Raw genomic sequence first — 19,320 nt, 5'->3', positions numbered from 1 at the left:
CGTCCAGTTGTGTAGGGGCGGCCGATGGATTGTGGATAAGTCATCCGGTGAAGACACCTCCGAAGTCGACTCCCGATCCCAAGATCATCGCTCCTCCCACCAGCAGAAGGAGGCCGGGCAGCATCGTCGCCGCCGTGATCCCGGTGACCCGGGGATTGATGCGCTGGGCCTTGCGCCGCATGTACTGGGCGTCCTGGCGGCGCATGTCCTGGCCGATGTTGAGCAGGGTGTGCGACAGCGGGGCGCCCAGCTCCTCGGACTGCTGGATGGCGGTGACGAACTTCCCCAGCGACTCGTTGGAGTTGCGGTCGCGGAGGGCCTGGAAGGCGTCCTTGCGGCTGGTGCCCAGGTCCATCTGGCGCAGCACGATCCGGAACTCGTCGGACAGCGTGCCCGGCATCGCGTCGGCGACCCGGGCGAGCGCCTGGCGGAAGGCCAGACCCGAACCCACGCTGACCGCGAGGACGTCGAGGAAGTCGGGCAGCTGGCGCTGGATGTCGTCCTGGCGCTGCTGGGTCTTCAGCAGCAGCTCGGCGTCGGTCAGCAGGACGAACGCCAGCGCCAGCAGCGCCAGCATGGTCTGGTCGCGGGAGAACAGCAGCAGGGCGGCGCTGCTGTAGAGCAGGATCTCGCCCGTCTTCCGCTGCAGGTAGCGCTCGACGGTGAGGCCCTCCGGGCGGCCGGCGGCCTCGATCCGCAGGCGGATGCTCTCCTGGCGCTCCTCGCCGACGAGCTCGCGCACCGCACCCAGGAACGGGCGGCCGATCAGTTCGGTGAGGCGGTTCAGGACGAACGTCGACTTCCGCTTGGCGCGGGGCGGCGCCGCGGTGATGTCGCCGGCCACCTCGCTCTGCTTGGTGAACAGGTACAGGCCCCAGCAAAAGACCGCGACGACCGCGGCGGCTCCGAGGCCGAGCGCCAGGACGGACGCGAAGGGCATGAGGGCTCCGGGGGTTCGGGGGCTCGCGGGCCGGTTTCGGGGGGCGGGAGGGCGGGCGGCTGCGGGCCGCCCGGGCGGTCAGAGGTCGATACGGGTGGTGATGCGGCGGACCAGGACGAAGCCGGTGAGGAACAGCCCGCACGACAGCGCCAGCACCAGGGTGCCGACCGCGCTCTGGGTCATCGTGCGGATGGCGTCGGGCTGGAGCAGGTTGACGAGGAACAGCGCACCCACGCCCATCGCCAGCAGCGCCCACGCCGTCGACGTGGTCTCGGTCAGGATGGTCTGCACCTCCCGGCGGGACTCCTTGCGCTCCTCCAGGGTCTCCGAGATCGACCGCAGCGCCGAGACCAGGGCGCCGCCCGACCGCGACGACACCAGCAGGGTCGACAGCAGCACCCCGATCTCGCGGGAGGGCATGCGCCGGCGCAGCTCGTTCATCGCCTCCTCGAACGGCAGCCCCAGCTTCATCGACTCCGCCGCGCGCCGGAGCTCCGAGCCCGCCGGCTCGGCGAGCTCCTCGGCCGCCATGTCCACGGCCGTCGGCAGCGCAAGACCGGCCTGGGTGGCGTTGCCCAGTACGCGGGCCAGCTCGGGCAGCTGGGCGGTGAACGCCTCCTTGCGCCGCTCCTCCTGGCGCTTGAGGTAGGCGAAGAAGGCGAAGCCCACCCCGAACGCCGCGGCGAGCCCGAACACCGGCGCCAGCGCCTGCCAGACGAACACCACCGCCAGCACCGCGGCCGCCGCCATCAGCACCACGAACGTCGACACCTTCACCTTGACCCCGGCGCGCGCCAGCCGGTACTCGATGCGCTGGCCCGGTTCGGTGCGGCGCAGCAGCACGTCCAGCCGTGCGAGCGGGGTGTTGGCGCGCCGCTCGACCTCGTGCAGCGCGCTGCGCGAGGCGAGCCGGCGGCGCTGCACGCTGCCGTCGATGTAGAGGACCAGCCCCAGCACGAACAGGCAGATCGTGACCGCGGCCGAGGCCAGGATGACCGTCGTGTACGTCACAGGGGGACCTCCGGGGAGGGCGGGGCGGGATCGGGGAAGGCCGGTCGGCGGCCGTTCTCCCGCTGGACGCCGAACGCCGCCGGCACGGACTCGCCGGCCGCGCGGATGCGCGCGGCGACGTGGTAGGGCAGCCGGTAGCGGCGGAACTCGCCGTTGGTGTGCCCGCTGCCGTCGTCGGGGTAGGGCTGGAAGTGCAGCAGCGGCTCCAGCCGGAACTCCTCGTCGCGCTGCGAGGCCACGACCCCCACCTGAGCTACCCGCCGCGAGCCGTCCGGGTAGCGGCTCAGGTGCACGATCACGTCGACCGCCGCGTTGATCTGGTCGCGCAGCGCCTCGAACGGGATCTTGACCTCCGACATCGAGGCGAGCGTGAGCAGCCGGTAGACCGCGTCCTCGGCGGAGTTGGCGTGCACCGTCGCCAGCGAGCCGTCGTGGCCGGTGTTCATCGCCTGCATCATGTCCAGGGTCTCCTGCCCGCGGACCTCGCCGACGATGATCCGGTCCGGGCGCATGCGCAGCGAGTTGCGCACCAGGTCGCGGATGGTCACCTGGCCCGCCCCCTCGATGTTGGGCGGGCGGGCCTCCAACCGGATGACGTGCTCCTGCTGCAGCTGCAGCTCGGCGGAGTCCTCGATGGTGATCACGCGCTCGTCGGAGGGCACAAAGCTGGACAGTGCGTTGAGGAACGTCGTCTTGCCGGTGCCCGTGCCGCCCGAGATGATCACGTTGAACCGCGCCCGCACCAGCGACGCCAGCAGCACGGCGGTGGTGCCGTCGACGCTGCCGCGGGCCACCAGCTCCTCGACGGTGAAGGGCTTGGGGAAGCGCCGGATGGTGACGACCGGTCCGCTCAGCGACAGCGGCGGGATGATCACGTTGACGCGCTCGCCGGTGGGCAGCCGCGCGTCGACCATCGGGCTGGACTCGTCGATGCGCCGGTTCACCTGCGAGACGATCCGGTCGATCGTCTGCATCAGCTGCTCTTCGCTGGTGAAGGCGGTGTCGATGCGGTGTACGCGTCCGCGCTGCTCGACGTAGACGCTGTCGGGGCCGTTCACCATGATCTCGGTGATGCTTTCGTCGGCCAGCAGCGGCTCCAGCACCCCCAGCCCCAGCGCCTCGTCGACGACGCGGCGGACCAGCCCGCCGCGTTCGCGGTCGCTGAGCACCGGGCCTTCGCGGGAGATGATGTGCCCGACGACCTTCTCCAGGCGGGTGCGCCGCTGCTCCAGGGTGAGCATGGCCATGTCGTCCAGGTTGACCTCGCGCAGCAGGCGCTGGCGCCAGTGCGCGATCTGGTCGGTCTGGTGGTCGTTGACGTGGTCGTCGGTGAGGCGGTCTTTGAGTCCCATGGCACTACCTGCGGTCGGAGGGCGGTGAGGGGCACGCGCGGGGCGCCGGTGCGGTCATAGCGGCATCTCCACCCGCCGCGAGAGGTCGAAGTCGAATCCGGGGGTGGGGAACATCAGCGGGAAGTCGACGGTGACCTCGGTGTAATACCCGCCCTGGCCGTTGTCGCCCACCGAGACCTCCGCCTGGCTCAGCCACGACGGCAGCGCGGCGCGCGCGGTGGACTCGCCGCCGGCCAGGCCCTCGGTCCCGGCCGCGCGGGCGCCGGCGCGTGCGGCGTGCTCCATCCGCTCGGCGGCGATGAACGCGAAGAAGGTCTCCAGCGCGATCGTCGCGACCAGCACGAAGAGCGGGAAGTAGGCGGCGAACTCCAGGATCTGGGAGCCGCGGTCGCCCCGGCGCCGCCGGCGCGCGGACCCGCGGAGCGGCGGCTGCGCGCGCCCGCGCGCAAGCGCCGTCCGCGCCGCACCGGCCGGTTCAGGCATCGTCGTCCTCCTCCGGGGCGACCGGGTCGGCCTCCTGCCCCGGCCGGCCGGTGTCCTCGGGGATGACCAGGGCCCGGCTGCTGATGTCCCAGGGGCCGTCGACCCCCGGCAGGAACACCGGTGTGGCGATGCTGACCTGCACCGCCCGCCCGGCGTCGGTGCCCACCACCGACACGTCGAGGGTGCCCTCGTCGTTCCAGGGCGGGCTGATGCGCTTGGCGGCCTCCTCGGCGATGGCCTCGTCGTCGGAGGGGTCGATCGCCGCTTGGCGCGCACCCTCGTTGGCGGCGTGCGAGGCGAACATGCCCGTCAGCCCGACGAGCAGGATCTGCCAGGTCATCAGCAGCGCCAACCCGACGAAGGGCAGGGTCGAGGCGAACTCGACGAACAGCGCGCCGGAGTCGCCGCGCCGCCGCCGCGCCCGCGCGCGGCGCTCGCGCGCGTCGGCGGGCTCGCCGTAGGGATCGGGGGAGCCGGGAGCGGCCTGGTAGGCGGGCTCGCCCGCGCCGTCGCGGTCGTAGGGGGACTCGGGCCGGTGCAGCAACTCCAGCTCGGCGGCGACCTGCGCGAACGTCCGCAGGAGGCCTTCGTCGGTGACGCGTGCGGGGTCGCCGGTGTTGGAGGCCTCCTCGACCGCCCGGTAGGCCGCCGGGACCGCGGTGCGCAGGATGGGGGTCGCCAGCAGCTTGCGGGCGAAGTCAGGCTGGATCTCGTTCTTGCGGCTGTGGCGGATCAGCAGCGCGCTGACGTTGCGGGAGTCGCGGATCTGCAGCCGCCCCCACATCGCCACCACCCGCTGGGCCGCCCGCAGCGCCGGCAGGTCAGGGGTCACCAGCAGCACGGCGGTGTCGGCGAGCTCGACCGCCATCGCGCTGGCCTCGGTGGTGGCGGTGCCGCAGTCGACGAGGACGAGGTCATAGCGCGACCGCAGCGCACCCAGGATCTGGCGGGTGGCGCGGCCCGTGACGTCCTCGCCGCGCTCGCCGTCGTGCGGCGCCAGCAGGATGTGCACGCCTTCGGGGTGCACGTAGAGGGTGTCGGCGAGCATGGAGGCGCTGATGTCGTCGGCGGCCTCGACGAGGTCGGCGATGCTGCGCCGGTGCTTGAGGTCGAAGTAGCCCGGGATGTCGCCCGACTGCAGGTCCAGGTCGACCAGGCAGACCACGCGGCCCGACCGGGCGGCGGCGCGCGCCAGGTGGATGGCGCTGGTCGTGGTGCCCACGCCGCCCTTGGCGCCGTTGAAGGTGACGATGGAGCCCCTCCGGCCGTCCATCGGGACGTCCAGGGAGGCGGCCTCCAGGTGGCGGCGCAGCGTGCGCGACCAGTCGGCGGCCGCGGTGACGCGCTGGGCGATCTGCTCGACGGTGGCGTGCGCCGGCAGCACGCTGCGCGCCCCCGCCTCCATGGCGTTGGTGAAGGTGTCGGCGTCGACCTCGTCGACGACGAGGATGACGGCGAGCTGGGGCCGGTTCCGCGACAGGTCGCGGATCAGGTCGAACACCGGCAGCGGCCCGAGGCGCTCGTGCACGAGCACGACGTCGAGGGTGGGCACCTGCCCGACGCTGTCACCGATCTCCTGGGAGGTGCGGTGCACGCCGATCACCTCGGTGTCGAGCAGCTCGTCGAAGCGCGCCCGCAGCGCTTCCTCCAGCTCGGCCGAGGGGACCCCGAGCATCACCTGGTATCCGCTCATCACTCGCCCTCGGTCTGCTCGGGCTGCGGGGACGCCTCGGCGCCGTCGGACTCGGCGGGCTCGCCGGACTGCTCGCGGATCTGGTCGAGCTGGTCCTCGGCGCAGAACTCCAGGTTGCCGGGGTCGCCGGAGCCCTGCGGACTGACCGCGGCCAGGCGCAGGCTGCTGGCGAACGACTCGGCGTAGGTCAGGTTGAGCGCCTGGTCGGGGGTGAGCCGGAAGGTGACCGGCACGACGCTGCCCGTGTCGCCGGTGGTCTCGTCGATGGTGGAGCCCACGTCGCCGATGTCGAGGATCTCGATGTTGGTCAGCACCCGGTATGCGCACGCCTGCGGCTGGCCCTCGCCGGGGTTGAAGGCGGCGTAGACGTCCACGCGCGACTGGCGGCCCACCTTGCCCGCCACGCCGGTCTCGGCGTCGACCATGATGGCGATCTCGCGTTCGCCCTCCTCCAGGTCGGGCGCGGCGATCACCATGCTGCGCTGCAGCAGTTCCCCCTCGCGCAGCGCGCTGGAGGCCACCGGGAGCCGGCCGACCTGCTCGTTGATCTCGCCGAACTCGCCGATGAAGTGCTGGGAGTCGAAGAAGCGGGCGGGGACCTCGTACTCCTCCAGCATGTCGGGGGTGATCTCCTGGTACGGCTGCACGTCCTCGGTCAGGCGCAGCGCCGTGCGGTAGCTGCCCAGCTCGCTGTTGAGGTTGCCCACGTAGGCCACCACGGTGAGGAACACGGCGACACCGCCGACGGCGGCGACGATCATGAGCAGGATTCCGCGCCGTTGACGAGGGTTCATGGCGCTCCGTTTCTAGGCGGACGGGGGGCCGGAAGGCCGCTGCGGATATCGGCGCCGGGGCGGGGCGGCCCCTGGGCGCTCATCTGGGGGCACGGGGGACGGACACGTCCGGTTCCCGGTGCCGATCGCCGGTGTCGTGCCCGGCGGGAGCCGGGTGCCGCGGCTGGGGGCCCGAGGGCTGGTCGGGGCCGGGACCGCCGCTCGGCGGCGCCGGCGGGCGCGGATCGGTGCCCCCGACCGTGCCGGGCAGCGCCGAGGCGGGGCGCGCGGCGGCCTCAGGCTCCGCCTGCAGGCGGAACCCGGGCGGCGCCGCCCCGGGGGAAGCGGCGCCGGCCGACGCCGACGGTGCGTCGCCGCCCGGCGCGGGCCCGCCGGGCTCGTGCGGCAGCGGCGGGAGCGCCTGCGGCACCGGCAGGTCCTCGTCCTCGACCGGGTCGGGGGGCCGCGGGCGGCGCGGCCGCTGCGGTCCGGAGTCGGGGGCGCCGACGGGCGAGCCGCGGTCCTCGCCCGCGGTGGGAGCGGGCGCGGGGGGTGCCTGGCCGGGTGCGTGGTGGGGAGCCGGCGGCTCCGCCGCGGCGGGCGCCGCGGGGTACGGGCCCGCCGCTGGCGGCGCCTGGGTCCAGGCGGGCGGGTGTCCGGCGGGCCCGGGCGGGGGCGCCTGCGCAGCCGGGGCGAGGGGCGCCGGGGACGCGTTCGGTGCCGGGGCGGCGGGCCGCTGGGCGGGCAGCGTGTTGGCGGCGCCGCAGAACCGGCACACCGGGATGATCGTGGGCTCGCCGCACCAGGAGCAGGTGGCCGGGCGCACGGTGCGGGCGGGCTCGGTCAGGGCGCGGGGGTGGGCGCTGAACGCGACGAACTCGGCGTACTTGGGCGAGCCCCAGTAGACGGGGCCGAGGGGCTGCGGCGGCAGCCGTCGGGCGGCGACCGCCTGCAGCGAGGCCAGGAACTGCTGCTCGAACGCGGAGGTGTCGAAGTGGGCGCCGCTGGAGTACAGCACCTGGACCGGGTCCTGCGGGCGGAAGGGCAGCCGGGCGGCGGTCTCGCCCTTGGGCACGCGCGCCACCTGCGGCAGGGGCGAACACAGCGCCAGGTAGGTGACGCCGGGCGCGAAGGAGCCCAGGTGCTGGGGGACCGAGATGGGGATCGTCGCGAGGTTGGCGACGTTGCGCAGCCACCCCCCGGCCAAGGTGTGCCGGGGGAGCTCGTCGGCCAGCCCGGCGATCATGCCGGCCGGCAGGTACGGGCAGAGGTAGGCCAACTGGTCGGCGACGAGCGACAGCGCCAGCGGCGACAGGTCGACGTCGGCGCCCGCGACGGCGTCCTCGCGCAGCGCGCCCCGGGCGAAGGCGACCGCGCGGCGGGCGTGCTCGCGGCGCCAGCGCGGGTAGAGCGCCACGACCTTGACGCCCCGGGAGGCGTGGTGGCGGACGAAGTCGACGAAGGGTCCGGAGCGTTCGGCGAGGTCGTGACCGTCCAGGGTGAAGCGCTGCGCCTGGGCCGCGCCGAGATGCCCCGTGCTCGGGATGTCGGCGAGGAGGGCGACGACGCTGGCTGACCTGGTCTGGTCACGGGTCACAGTGACAGGCTCCCGGGGGTGGGCGGTTTGATATGGACATCAAGATCGATTTTTCGGGTTGTGGACAGCGAAGGGGCAACTCGGCACTGTCCCGGCATATGGTAACGGTGGAACTCTGATCAATGGGGTGAGAGTCCGCTCTCCTGTGTATTCGCGGGGCGCCCGGCGCTCACGTGGATGCGCGGAACCGTGATCGTCCGTGCGTCGGCCGTGGACCGCGTTCGCGCCGGCGGGTAATGACCGAGTCGGGCCCGGCGGAATCCATTCCCCCGGTGGAAAACACGGAGTGAACGGCACGGCACGCCATTCGATATTCCGTTCGCTGTTTCGCGCCGGCTGTTCATCGGGAGCGGCGCCGCGAGGGCGCACGCCGCCGGGTCCGCAGGGCGGAATCGGGCGTCGCGTGCTCCGAGCGCGCAGGTCGGCGGTCACGGCGGCTCCCTTCGCTACATGTCGGGGGCGGGCGGTGCGCCGTGCGGGCACCCGGTCGGAGGAGGCGGAGCGCAGACGAGCGCCCCCCGGATTCGTATCGTAGCCAAGCCCTTCCGGAGCGCGTCGAGGCCCGCGTCGCCCTGTGGACAACCGGCCCCGGCTGGCCGGAAGCGGCGGTTGCTCCGCCCCCGGCCCGCCCTGGACGACGGCCCGGCTCCGACCCGGCGGAAGAGGTTCGTCGCCGGAGCGGATGCGGGTGGGGCGACCGGCCGGGCGGGCGGCGGGGGCCGAAGGCGGCATCGGCGCCTGTGTCATGGGGCGGCTCTCGTCCGGCGCGGGTGAGGCCGCCTGGCGGGACGCGTCGCCGAGGGGGCGCCGAGGTGTGCGGGCGCGGTGTCCGCCGTGCCGCAACGAGAAAAGCCCCGCGCCACGGAACCGTGAGCGCGGGGCTTTCGCCTGGGGTGAGTGAGGGGACTTGAACCCCCGACTTCTTGGACCACAACCAAGTGCTCTGCCAACTGAGCTACACCCACCATGAGCGCCGACCGGAGTGTTCCCCGTCCTGCGTCCGGATTAGATTCTAGCCCACTCGCGGGTGTGCTCCGATCAGCTTTCCGCCTCGGCGGAGCGCTGCTGCTCCAGGCGCCCCGTCCCGCCTGCGGCGACGTCGGCCGCGACGGCCCGCGCCGTCGTGCTGTCGGGGCCGGGAGGCGCGACGAAGGCCGCGGCGCGGTAGTAGCGCAGCTCGCGGATGCTCTCGGTGATGTCGGCCAGCGCCCGGTGGCCGCCGTGCTTCTCGGGGCTGGCGTAGTAGATCCGCGGGTACCAGCGGCGCAGGAGCTCCTTGATGCTGGAGACGTCGACCATCCGGTAGTGCAGGAACTCGTCGATGCGCGGCATGTCGCGGGAGATGAAGAGCCGGTCGGTGGCGATGGAGTTGCCGCACAACGGCACCTTCTTCGGCTCGGGCACGTAGCGCTGGATGTGCTCCAGGACGCGGTCCTCGGCCTCCTTCAGCGTGACCCCGCTGTCGAGCGCCTCCAGCAGGCCGGAGGTGGTGTGCATCTGCGTGACGAACTCGCCCATCTGGTCCAGGGCCGCCTTCGGCGGCTTGATGACCACGTCGATCCCCTCGTCGAGCTGGTTCAGCTCGCTGTCGGTGATCAGGCAGGCCACCTCGATCAGCGCGTCGTTCTCGAGGTCGAGCCCCGTCATCTCGCAGTCGATCCACACCAAGCAGTCGTTCATACGGGCCAGCTTAAGCCGTTTCACCGTGCGTCCGACCCGCTGCGCCCCGCCCGCAGCCGCCGGGAACCCGGCGCGGGCGGTCGCGCAGCGCGTGCGGAGGTGCGCCGTCCGTGAGCGGAAGCGGGTGCGCGAAGGCGCCGCGCGGCGGCCGGACGGCGGCGCCCGGCCCGGGCGCGGGGCAGCGGACCCGCACCTGCGGAATCCGGTGGCGGGAGGGGCGCCGCGCGGTCACAGGTAGATGCCGAACTGACCGAGGAGGTCGATGCGGCCGGTGTACTGCAGGTAGCCGACGGCGCACACCGCCGCCACCACGAGCAGCACCACGAAGAAGAAGCAGCCCAGGCATCCGCCGCAGCCGCTCTTCTTCTTGCGCCGGCGGGGCTGCTGCGGCTGCTGCGGCGGAGGCGGCGGACCGGGGCGGCCCCACGGGCTCTGGCCCCCGGAGGGTCCGCCCCACTGCTGGGGTCCCTGCGGGCCGTTCGCCGGGTAGCCGCCCGGACCGGCCGCGTGCGGGGGCCGCGCGGCGGGCGGCGGGTAGCCGCCGGGCACCGGGCCTCCCGGGTAGCCCTGCGGAGCCGGCTGCTGCCCGCGCTTGCGGCCGCGCCGGGCCGGAGGCGGGGGTGCCGCGGGCGGCGGATAGCCGGGGGGCGGCCCCTGCTGCGGGTATCCGCCCGGAGCCGCTGCGGGACCGTATCCCTGCTGCTGACCCGAGGGGCCGGGGTAGGCGGGCGGCGGCGCGCTGTAGCCCTGCTGGGGTCCGGACGGCGCCGAAGGCGGGGGATAGGCGGGAGCCGGCGGGCCGCCCGGCGCCGCGGGCCGCCCGCCGGAGGGGGAGTGGGGCTGCTGGGGACCCGACGCCGGCTGCTGGGGGCCGGACGGAGGAGCCTCCGGCGCCTGCTGCCGCGGTGCGGCTCCCGCGCCCGAGGCCGGATCCGAGCCCGAGGCCGGGTCCGGGGCGGCGGTGGAGGCGCCGGCCTCGCCGGACGGCGCCTGCGGGCTCTGCTCGGCCGACCGGGCCTGCTGCCGGGCCTCCTCGGCGCGCCGCGCGTTCTCCTCCTCGGCGCGCTTGGCCTGCTCCTCCGCGCGTTGGCGGGCCTCGACGGCGGCCTGCTTGCGCTGCTCCTCCTGGCGCTGCTTGCGCTCCTCCGAAATCTCCGACCAGCCCTCACGGAGGTTGCCGAAGAGCTTGTTCAGGCTGAACCGCTTCTTCCCGCCCTCCTCGTCGGAGCCCGCAGCCGCGGCGCCCGCGGCCCCTGCCGCGCCGGTGCCCATGGTCAGCCCCGCGTCGCCGGGGTTGAAGACGGCGGTGCGGGGCGCGTCGCCGCCCTCGCCGCCGGGCCGGTCGCCGCGGAGGTCGTCGGTGGGCTCGTCGTTGTCCCGGAACGGGTCGATGCGCATGGTCGAGCCGGCTGCTGGGGCGGCCGGGGCGTCATCGGCGGGCCTGTCGGACGGAAAGGCGCCGCCCGCGCCCGCGACGGCGGTGGAGTCGGGGTCGAAGCGCGCGGTGGCGTCGGCGGGCGGTCGGCCGCCGGGACCGCCGGCGTCCGGCCCGGACCGGTCGGCTCGGCCGGATTGGCCGGATGCGGCCGGAGGGTCGATGCGCATGGTGGAGTCGCCCCCGCCGAGGTCGGCGGTGGGTTCCTCGTCGTCCTGGCCGGTGCCGGCTCCGGGCCACTGGCCGGGGGCGATGCGCATGGTGCTGGGTTCGTCGCCGATGCCGGGGCCGGTCGGCTGAGCGGGCGCGGCGGGGGAGTCCTGCGCGGACGGGGGATCGATGCGCATGGTGGAGCCGCCGGAGAGGTCGGCGGTGGCCTCGTCCTCCTCCCACGCCTGTGCCGCCTGCGCCTGCCCGGCGCCGGGCGCGGGGGGCGCGCCGTCGGCGAGGTCGGCGGTGGGTTCCTCGTCGTCCTGGCCGGTGCCGGCTCCGGACCACTGGCCGGGGTCGACGCGCACGGTGCTGGGCCCGTCGTCCGCGGGCGGCGCGGACGCGGGACCCAGGTCAGGCGCTGTCGCCTCGTCGTCCCCGCCCCGTCCGCCGAGATCGGCGGTCGGTTCGTCGTCCTCGTCCGCGGTCGCGGCCGCCCCCTGCAGCTCGGACAGCGAGCGCACGTGCTGCGTCCACTCGTCTCCGTTCCACCAGCGGAGGAGGTCCTGCCCGCCCTGCGGATCCGCGTACCAGCCCGGCTCGATCGATCCACCCATGGCGGACAGACTAAAGGGTGTGCGGACCGGCCCCGACCGGCTGTCCCCGGTGCGCTCAGCCGCGCGCCGCACCGGCGTAGTGCCGCTCACCGTTGGCGCTGTGCTCGATGGCGGGCAGCGCCTGCGGCTGGGGCGGCGGTGCGGTGAGGGAGCGCGCACGCCCCGGCGGCTCCGGCGGTTCCAGCAGCCGGTGCGGGGATACGGCGCCGGGGGAGGGCGACTGCGCCCCGGGCACCTGGGAGTGGCCGAAGTGGCCGCCGCGCGCCCATAAGCGCTCGTCGCAGCCCCGTGTGCGCGGGTGCGCAGGTGCGGCCGCGGGTGCGCCCGCCGGCCAGCGCCGGGCGACGCCCCAGGAGTCCAGCCAGCGCAGAATGGGGGCCAGGTCGCACATCGGGGAGTCGGTGAACGGGGCGTAGGACCATCCGATCACCGTGACCACGATGCAGACGCGCCCTTCGCATGCCCGGTCGGGCGCGCCCGCGGTGAGCTCGCCGGCGGCGGGGGCGGTCGCCGGAAGCAGCTGGACGGTCTCGCCCGTGCGGGGGTTCCACACCAGGTGCCCGAGGCGGCCGTCGCCGGCCAGGCGCTGGGCCACCGCCCGTGCGGTGAGGGCGGCCGGGTCCGACTCGGTCGTCAGCCAGACCGCGCGCGGAGCGCCTCCCTGCAGATGCGCCCCCGCCGGGCCTGCGCAGGGAACTCGTTTGGCACCCGGCATCCAAGCTTTGACCACAGCTGCCACCTCTCACCGCTCCATCGCGTTCCGACCCCCTTTGAGTACGTGAAGCGGAGGGCTAAGTCCATAGGGTGCGCGCGGTGGGCAAGGATGGTCTATCCGTGGCGCTTGACTCTGCAAGCGCGCGCCCGTCCCGCCCCCGCGGAACGGAGGGCGGGACGGGCGCGCACGTGCTCTGGGCCTGGCCGCGTCAGGCGCCGTCGCCGGTGTCGAGGCGGTGCGAGAACGCCTGCAGGAAGATGTCGCCGATCTCCGCCGGGTTCTCCGTGGTGTAGGAGGCGCCGCCGGTGATGTCGGCGATCTTCTGCAGGGGCTCCTCGTCGATGTCGGGGCCGAAGGCGATGGTGAACACCGGGATCGGCTTGACGGGCGAGGACTCCTCCTCCAGCTTCGAGGCCAGCTCGTCCAGGCTGATGCTGTCGGGGTCGTCGTTGTTCCCGTCGGTGAGCATCAGGATGGCGTTGACGCGGTCGGCCTTGTAGGTGCGCGACATCTCCCGGTAGGCCGCCAGGTAGGTGTCGTAGAGGCCCGTGTCGCCGTCGGGGACGGGCTGGATGGAGCCCCACGCGTCGGTCAGGGCCTCCATCTGGGTGGTGCCGTCCTCGACCTCGGCGGTCAGCTCGCGGATGGGCAGCACCTCCTCGTAGTCGAGGTCGTCGTTGATACCGACGGAGAAGCGCCACATCCCGAGCTCGGAGCTCTCGGGGAACAGTTGGAGTCCCTCGACGGCCGCCGCGGCGGTGATCTGCATCCGGTTCATCCCGGTGCCGGGCACCGGTTCCAGCATCGACCCCGAGACGTCGACGATCGTCAGCAGCCGGGAGTCGAGCTTGAGCCGGTTCCAGGCCTGCGCGAGCTGCTGCACATCCTTGGTGGAGGGGGTGGGCAGCTCCTGGGGCGCCGCCGCCTGGAAGCCCGCCTTCTCGGTGAGCACGTCGCCGTCCGCCTCGCCGTCGGCGGTGCGGAATCCGTCCCGAAGCAGCGTGTTCTCCGCGGAGTTGCGGGTCAGCGCCTCGCGGAACAGCTCGGCGGCCTGCGAGACCACCGGGTCGGAGCTGCGGTCGATGTAGGGGTAGTCGAGGGTGTACGTGCCGCCCTCGGGATAGTCGACCTGCGCCGCGGCGTCGCTGTGCTCCTGGTTGTACCGCCAGGCGGCCTGCTCGGAGAGCACGAGCAGGCTGGAGGCCTCGGAATTCTCGGCGAGCTGGTCGAACGCGGCCTGCTGGTCCTCGGCCACGCTGCGCTGGAGGGTCTGCAGTGCGGCGACGAGCTGGGGCCGCCCTTCCTCCTCCTGGCCGATCGCGCCGGCGACCAGGGAGAGCGTGGCCATGCCCGAGGAGCTGCGGATGGGGTCGACCAGCTGGACCTGCGGCCCCTCGGAACCCAGGTCGGAGGCCGAGGTCGGCACCAGCTCGTCCCACGAGGGCCGCTCGTCGGGGCCCTCGGCCTCGGCGGGGCGGGCGAGCACCAGCGGCGAGGTGGCCACGGAGGTGCCGGTGTCGGTGAAGCCGGCGTCGCCGCCGGAGTCGCCCTTGACCAGGTTGGGCCACAGCGAGGAGTCGGGGATCCACACGTCGGACTCGGTGCCGCCGGAGGCCGGTCCCGCGCCGGTGATGCCATAGGTGATGCTGGCCGACTCGGCCGCGCGGATCTCGGCGCTGACGCAGCGCCCCTCGACGCCGTCGTTGTCGGCGTTGAAGTCGGCCGCGACCTCCTTGAGGGCGGGGGCGATCTCGGGGGCGGCGGCGACGCTGAGCTCGACGTCCTGGCCGCCGCAGCCGCCGCTGGTGTTGAGCACGTACCAGCCGGTGACGCTGAGGCCGATGACGATCGCGAAGGCGGCCGCGAGCGCGGTGAAAGCGCGCCCGCGCCGGCGACGGCGCCGGCTGCGGCCGGAGGGCCGCCGCTCGGGGCGGTCCCAGCTGCCCGCTCCGTCTTCATGTGTTCCGCTATGGCGTCCCAAGGTGTTCCTCACGGGGGTCTGTTACCTGGAGGGGGTGCGGTCTGAACGGTACTGAACTCGACATCTCAGGGTGAAGGATCACTAAAAGGGCGGATGGTGGCATACCGACTGCCTGGCGATCATGATCGCGACCGTGATTCCGCCCGTGGCGACGGGAAGGACGATGGTCGCACCGGCCGGCACCGCACAAGGCGGGCGGATGATACCGCGCGTAACACCGTTACCCGATCGTAACCGGTTTCCGGGGTACCTCTCAGGCATCGCGCGTTCATCCGGGCTTATCGGCCGCAGTCGGGCACGCACAGCCGGCGTGAGATCGAGCTGAGGAAGATGTCGCCGATCTCGTCCGGATCGTCGGCGACCGAGAGCGTACCGCTGGTGGCGGCGGCGATGTCGGCCAGCTCCTCGCGGTCGGTCTGGTCGCCGAAGGCGATGATGAACAGGGTCACCGGGCGCTCGGGGTCGAACGAGTCCTGCAGCGCCGCCACCAGCTCATCGGCGGAGATGTCGCTGGAACCGCCGTCGCGCCCGGCGGTCAGCACGATGACGCTGTTGATGCGGTCCTCGCGGTAGGAGGCCGACACGGTCTCGTGCGCGGCCAGGATGTTGTCGTACAGCCGCGGCTCGCCGCCCCGCGACTCGATCCCCTCGGCGATGTCCTGCAGCTCCTCGCGGCGGGTCGTGCCGTTCCCGCGGTCGGCGGCGCCCAGCCGGGCGAGCCCTTCGACCTCCTCGCGGCCGGAGTCGCCGTAGTCGCTGGAGAGCAGCCACAGCCCCAGTTCGGTGTTGTCTGGGAACAGCGACAGGCCCAGTTGGGCGGCCCGGCGGGTCACCGCCAGCCGCGTGGTGTCCTGGCCGTCGAGGCCGGCGCGCATGTAGCGCGAGACGTCGGCCAGCACCAGCGAGCGCGAGGGCATCGACAGCCGGTTCCAGTCCTCCACCGACGACAGCAGGGCGTCACCGGTCAGCTCGCCGTGGGTCTCGGGCCGCTCGGCGCGGATGCCGCGGGCGGACTGCAGCGGGGCCGAGGCGGTGCCGTCGGGCTCGCGGAAGCCCATCGCGCGCAGCCGCTCGCGGTAGGGGTCGGTGCGCAGGATGGACCACAGGTCCTCGGCGGCGCTGCGCATGGCCGGGTCGTCGCTGGTCGAGACGAACGGGTAGTCCAGACTCAACGTCCCTTCCCGGGGATAGAGGGCCCGCAACGGGGTGGCGGGGCTGTCGCCGTTGTAGTCGATCACGGCACGCTCCGGCAGCACGGCCAGCGGAGCCGGACCGGCGGGCACCGGGTAGACGGCGGCGGGGTCGACCTCGCCGAAGGCGGTGTCGGGCTGGGCGTCGCGCACGAAGTCGGTCATGGCGGTATCGGCGTCGTCGCCGCTGCCCAGTCCGCGGCGCACGGCGTGCATCGCCGCCATGCCGGCCGCGCCGCGGTTGGGATCGACCATCACCAGCGGGCGCGCGCCGCCGGGCCGCTCTCCGGGCCGGAGCATCTCCCAGGAGGCCGCCCCGGGATCGGGCAGGCCCTCGGTGTCCTCGGGTGCGGCGATCACCACCGGCGTGGAGGCCAGCGAGCGCGGATCGGGGTCGATGGTGCGCGCGCCCGACGCGGAGACGCGGGCGAGCTCCACCCAGGCGGAGGACTCCGGCACCCACACGTCGGGTGCGATCTCCGAGCGGCCGGTGGGCCCGCCGGAGACCTCGGTCATGACGCGGTGCGGCGGGACCTCGGCGGCCTGGGCGAACACGCACACGCCGGAGTACTCCCGGCCGCCTTCGTTGAACCGGTCTGCGGCCTGCTGGAGCACCGGAGCGATGCTCAGCGCGGCGGCGATGCGCAGATACCGCGTCTCACCGCACCCGGCGTAGCGCACGGCCGCGGGCACCGCCACGGTCAGCGCGGCGATGAGCACGAGGGCCGCGGCGGTGAACCCGAGGGGGGACCGCAGTGCGATGCGGGTGCGCGATGGCTGGCGGTGTCGTCCGTTGGGCACGTGCTCTCCGGGGTGAAGCGGTGGGGGCGAGCGGGGGCGGCGGGTCCGGTGCGGGGATGCGGCGCCGGTGGGGCGGGTGCTGGGGCGGCGTGCGTTCTGTGCCGGAGCCGCAGGCCCCGCGGGCGGTTCGCGGGGCCCGGGGCGGAGGCGGTGTTCCGGCCCGTGACCTTACTCGTTGGTAATGGCGGGAGAGAAGTGCCACAGTGCGGACAGGACCGAACCAAAGCCCCCAGTGGCCACTCTTACCGGACATGGCTAGTATGCGTACTCGGCTCAGACCGGTATCTTGCCGTGAGCGTGCCCCCTCCGTCGGGGATTGCCCGACGCGGCCCGCTCCGGGACACCGGTTCCCCGGTGCGAGAGACGCTTTCCGGGGTATCGCGGAAGACATGGGCGCACAGAGGCGCAGCGGAATCTCCTCCCGCCGTCGCACTGTGTGGCGATCCGACTTCCTAGAGTGGCGACTATGGTGAAGCTGAACCCCCGCCGCGGGGTGCTCGGTTCCTTCGGGACGACGGTGCTCGGCGCTCTCTGCCTGGGCGGGGCCCTCTCCTACGGCGTCGCCGTCGGCGGCTCCCTCATGGCCCCCGAACCGGCGCCGGCGACCGAGTCCGCGGTCAACGCCGTGAGCGACCTCGGCTCCTCGCCCGCGCCGCCGGTGGGCAAGCTGCGCATCAGCGTCGTCGACGAGGGCCGTGCCTACGTGCAGAACCTCACATGCGAAGGCGACCCCCGAAGCGACCCGGCGGCCTGCGCCGAGATCGCGCAGGTGGCCGCCGAATGGGCCGCCGGATCGGCCAGGGGCAGCGCCGACAACCCCTTCGCCGAGGTCGCTCCGGGCGCCGTGTGCACCGACCGTTCCTACGGGCCCCAGAAGGCCGAAATCACCGGCATCTGGGAGGGCCACAAGATCGACACCGAGGTCGACCGGTCCGACTCCTGCCAGGAGGCCCGCTGGCAGCGGCTGCGCCCGGTGACCAAGCCGCTCGGCTGACCCGCGCCCCGACCGGGCGCACCCCTGCGTCAGCGGCCCGGGCTCCGGCGTCCGATAATCGGTGGCCATGGACGTCATCGAGGTGCCCGACCCCGGCGACCCGCGCCTGGCCGACTATTTCCGGTTGCGCGACGTCAACCTGCGCAAGAGCATCGAGGCCGAGCACGGGCTGTTCATGGCCGAGGGCGACAAGGTCATCCGGCGGGCGCTGGCGGCCGGTTTCGCGCCCCGCTCGCTGCTGCTGACCCGGCGCCGGCTGGAGGCGCTCGCCGACCTCGCCGCGGAGGTCGACGCCCCCGTCTACGTCGTCGGCGACGCCGCCGTCGAGCGGCTCACGGGCTTCGACGTGCACCGCGGCGCCCTGGCCTCCTTCCACCGCCGCCCGCTGCCCGAACCCGGCGACGTGCTGAGGGGCGCACGCCGCGTCGTGGTGCTGGAGGACGTCCTCGACCACACGAACGTCGGCGCGATCTTCCGTAGCGCCGCCGGCCTGGGCGTGGACGCGATCCTGCTGGCCCCCCGCTGCGCCGACCCGCTCTACCGCCGCTCCGTCAAGGTCTCCATGGGCGCGGTCTTCGCCCAGCCCTACAGCCGCCTCACTGACTGGCACGGCGGCCTGGACGAGCTGCGCGGGCGCGGCTTCCGCCTCCTCGCCCTGACACCCGGCCCCGGCGCCGTCCCGCTCGCCGACGCGCTGGCGCGGGAAGCGGACGCGCCCGTGGCGCTGATGCTCGGCAGCGAGGGCGACGGGCTCTCCTCCCGCTGGCTGGACCAGGCGGACGCCGGTGTGCGCATCCCCATGGCCGGGCGCGAGGTCGACTCGCTCAACGTGACGGCCGCCGCCGCCATCGCCTGCTACGAGCTGACGCGCCCCGCGGGGGGAGCCGCCTGAGCGCGGGGTGCTACAAGTGGGCGGAGCGGGCGCGGACCGCTGAACGCGAATGGGACGACGGGACGAGCAGTGGGGGAGACATGGCCGAACGCGTACTGGTGCCCTGGGAGCAGAACCTGGAGAACGCGCCCGAGGGCGTCGCCGGCGACGTCTTCGACGGATCCGGTGAGCCCGCAGCCGACCTGTCCCGGGTCGCCTTCTGGGTGGTCCCCTACGGCCGCACCCAGCGCCTGGACCTGATGGCGCGCATGCCCGGCCTGCGCGTCGTCCAGCTGCTCACCGCCGGATACGAACGGGCGCTGGAGCACCTGCCCGCGGGCGTCGAGCTGTGCAACGGCCGCGGCCTGCACGACGCCAGCACCGCCGAGCACGCACTGGCCCTGGTCCTGGCCGCGCAGCGGGAGCTGCCGCGCTGGGCCGGCGACCAGGCCGCCCAGCGCTGGGAGCCCCACTACACCCGCTCCCTGGCCGGGACGCGGGTGCTCATCGTCGGCTACGGCAGCATCGGCGCGGCCCTGGAGGCGCGGCTCGTGCCCAACGAGTGCGAGGTCGTGCGGGTCGCCCGCCGCGGACGCCCCGACCAGGGCGTGCACGGCATCGACGCGCTGCACCGGCTGCTTCCCGACGCCTCGATCGTGGTGCTGACCGCTCCGCACACCCCCGAGACCGAGGGCCTGATCGGCGCCCCCGAGCTGGCGCTGATGCCCGACGACTCCCTGGTCGTCAACGTGGGGCGCGGCGCCCTGCTGGACACGGCCGCACTGCTGGCCGAGAAGGGGCGCGTCCGCGCCGCCCTCGACGTCACCGACCCCGAGCCGCTGCCCGCGGGCCACCCGCTGTGGGAGGCCCCCGGCGTGTTCGTCACCCCGCACGTGGCAGGGGGATCCGACACCTTCTACCCGCGCGCGCGGCGCTTCGTCGACGAGCAGCTGCGGCGCTGGGCGGGCGGCGAACCCCTGGCCAACGTGGTGCGGACCGGCGGCTGAGCCGCCGCGCCGCTTGGGAACCGTCACCGG

General features: G+C 73.8%; 15 protein-coding genes and 1 tRNA gene. 3 read left to right on the top strand and 13 right to left on the bottom strand.

Going from position 1 to position 19,320, the window contains the following annotated elements; translation table 11 throughout:
* Positions 1-40: 40 nt before the first annotated feature.
* The 13 genes from ABEA15_RS06600 to ABEA15_RS06540 form a co-directional block, all read right to left on the bottom strand.
* Complete coding sequence (locus tag ABEA15_RS06600; RefSeq protein WP_344143321.1) at positions 41-940, bottom strand: type II secretion system F family protein; 900 nt, start codon at positions 938-940, stop codon at positions 41-43.
* Positions 941-1,018: 78 nt separating this feature from the next.
* A complete protein-coding gene (locus tag ABEA15_RS06595) occupies positions 1,019-1,951 on the bottom strand; it encodes a type II secretion system F family protein (protein ID WP_386699255.1) in 933 nt (310 codons plus the stop codon).
* The gene (locus ABEA15_RS06590) at positions 1,948-3,303 is read right to left on the bottom strand and encodes a TadA family conjugal transfer-associated ATPase (RefSeq protein WP_344143320.1); all 1,356 of its coding nucleotides are present in this window, start codon (positions 3,301-3,303) and stop codon (positions 1,948-1,950) included. The genes ABEA15_RS06595 and ABEA15_RS06590 overlap by 4 nt, the downstream gene beginning before the upstream one ends.
* Before the next feature lie 54 nt (positions 3,304-3,357).
* Positions 3,358-3,786 carry a TadE/TadG family type IV pilus assembly protein gene (locus ABEA15_RS06585; RefSeq protein ID WP_344143319.1) on the bottom strand — a complete coding sequence of 143 codons (429 nt, stop codon included), beginning with the start codon at positions 3,784-3,786 and terminating at the stop codon, positions 3,358-3,360.
* Positions 3,779-5,479 carry a CpaE/TadZ family protein gene (locus ABEA15_RS06580; RefSeq protein WP_344143318.1) on the bottom strand — a complete coding sequence of 567 codons (1,701 nt, stop codon included), beginning with the start codon at positions 5,477-5,479 and terminating at the stop codon, positions 3,779-3,781. The genes ABEA15_RS06585 and ABEA15_RS06580 overlap by 8 nt, the downstream gene beginning before the upstream one ends.
* Positions 5,479-6,273: a Flp pilus assembly protein CpaB gene (cpaB, locus tag ABEA15_RS06575; RefSeq protein WP_344143317.1), complete on the bottom strand. Its 795-nt coding sequence runs from the start codon at positions 6,271-6,273 to the stop codon at positions 5,479-5,481. Before cpaB ends, ABEA15_RS06580 begins: the two co-directional genes overlap by 1 nt.
* 79 nt (positions 6,274-6,352) lie before the next feature.
* Positions 6,353-7,849, bottom strand: coding sequence for a hypothetical protein (locus ABEA15_RS06570; protein ID WP_345555870.1), 1,497 nt, complete (start codon positions 7,847-7,849; stop codon positions 6,353-6,355).
* Between the two features lie 889 nt (positions 7,850-8,738).
* Positions 8,739-8,814, bottom strand: a tRNA-His gene (locus tag ABEA15_RS06565).
* Between the two features lie 73 nt (positions 8,815-8,887).
* Positions 8,888-9,529 (bottom strand): oligoribonuclease, encoded by a 642-nt coding sequence (gene orn, locus ABEA15_RS06560; protein WP_344143314.1) that lies wholly within the window; start codon positions 9,527-9,529, stop codon positions 8,888-8,890.
* Between the two features lie 228 nt (positions 9,530-9,757).
* Positions 9,758-11,731, bottom strand: a complete 1,974-nt coding sequence (locus tag ABEA15_RS06555) for a DUF2510 domain-containing protein (RefSeq protein ID WP_345555869.1) — start codon at positions 11,729-11,731, stop codon at positions 9,758-9,760.
* A 55-nt stretch (positions 11,732-11,786) separates the two neighbouring features.
* Entirely contained in the window at positions 11,787-12,461 is a 675-nt protein-coding gene (locus ABEA15_RS06550; RefSeq protein WP_344143311.1) for a hypothetical protein, read from the bottom strand.
* A 193-nt stretch (positions 12,462-12,654) separates the two neighbouring features.
* Complete coding sequence (locus ABEA15_RS06545) at positions 12,655-14,439, bottom strand: substrate-binding and VWA domain-containing protein (RefSeq protein WP_345555868.1); 1,785 nt, start codon at positions 14,437-14,439, stop codon at positions 12,655-12,657.
* A gap of 266 nt (positions 14,440-14,705) precedes the next feature.
* Positions 14,706-16,418, bottom strand: coding sequence for a substrate-binding domain-containing protein (locus tag ABEA15_RS06540; RefSeq protein ID WP_345555867.1), 1,713 nt, complete (start codon positions 16,416-16,418; stop codon positions 14,706-14,708).
* 466 nt (positions 16,419-16,884) lie between these two features.
* On the opposite strand from ABEA15_RS06540, the gene ABEA15_RS06535 reads away from it, so the two are divergent.
* From ABEA15_RS06535 to ABEA15_RS06525, 3 genes are all read left to right on the top strand, one after another.
* Positions 16,885-17,412 carry a subtilase-type protease inhibitor gene (locus ABEA15_RS06535; protein WP_345555866.1) on the top strand — a complete coding sequence of 176 codons (528 nt, stop codon included), beginning with the start codon at positions 16,885-16,887 and terminating at the stop codon, positions 17,410-17,412.
* Between the two features lie 67 nt (positions 17,413-17,479).
* The gene (locus ABEA15_RS06530; RefSeq protein ID WP_345555865.1) at positions 17,480-18,304 is read left to right on the top strand and encodes a TrmH family RNA methyltransferase; all 825 of its coding nucleotides are present in this window, start codon (positions 17,480-17,482) and stop codon (positions 18,302-18,304) included.
* Positions 18,305-18,384: 80 nt separating this feature from the next.
* Positions 18,385-19,290: a 2-hydroxyacid dehydrogenase gene (locus ABEA15_RS06525; protein ID WP_344143305.1), complete on the top strand. Its 906-nt coding sequence runs from the start codon at positions 18,385-18,387 to the stop codon at positions 19,288-19,290.
* Positions 19,291-19,320: the final 30 nt, after the last annotated feature.

This window comes from Streptomonospora halophila (genome assembly GCF_039542725.1).
GTDB lineage: Bacteria > Actinomycetota > Actinomycetes > Streptosporangiales > Streptosporangiaceae > Streptomonospora > Streptomonospora halophila.
Note: the sequence above shows the minus strand (reverse complement) of the source record. Positions and strands in the feature narration are given on the sequence as shown.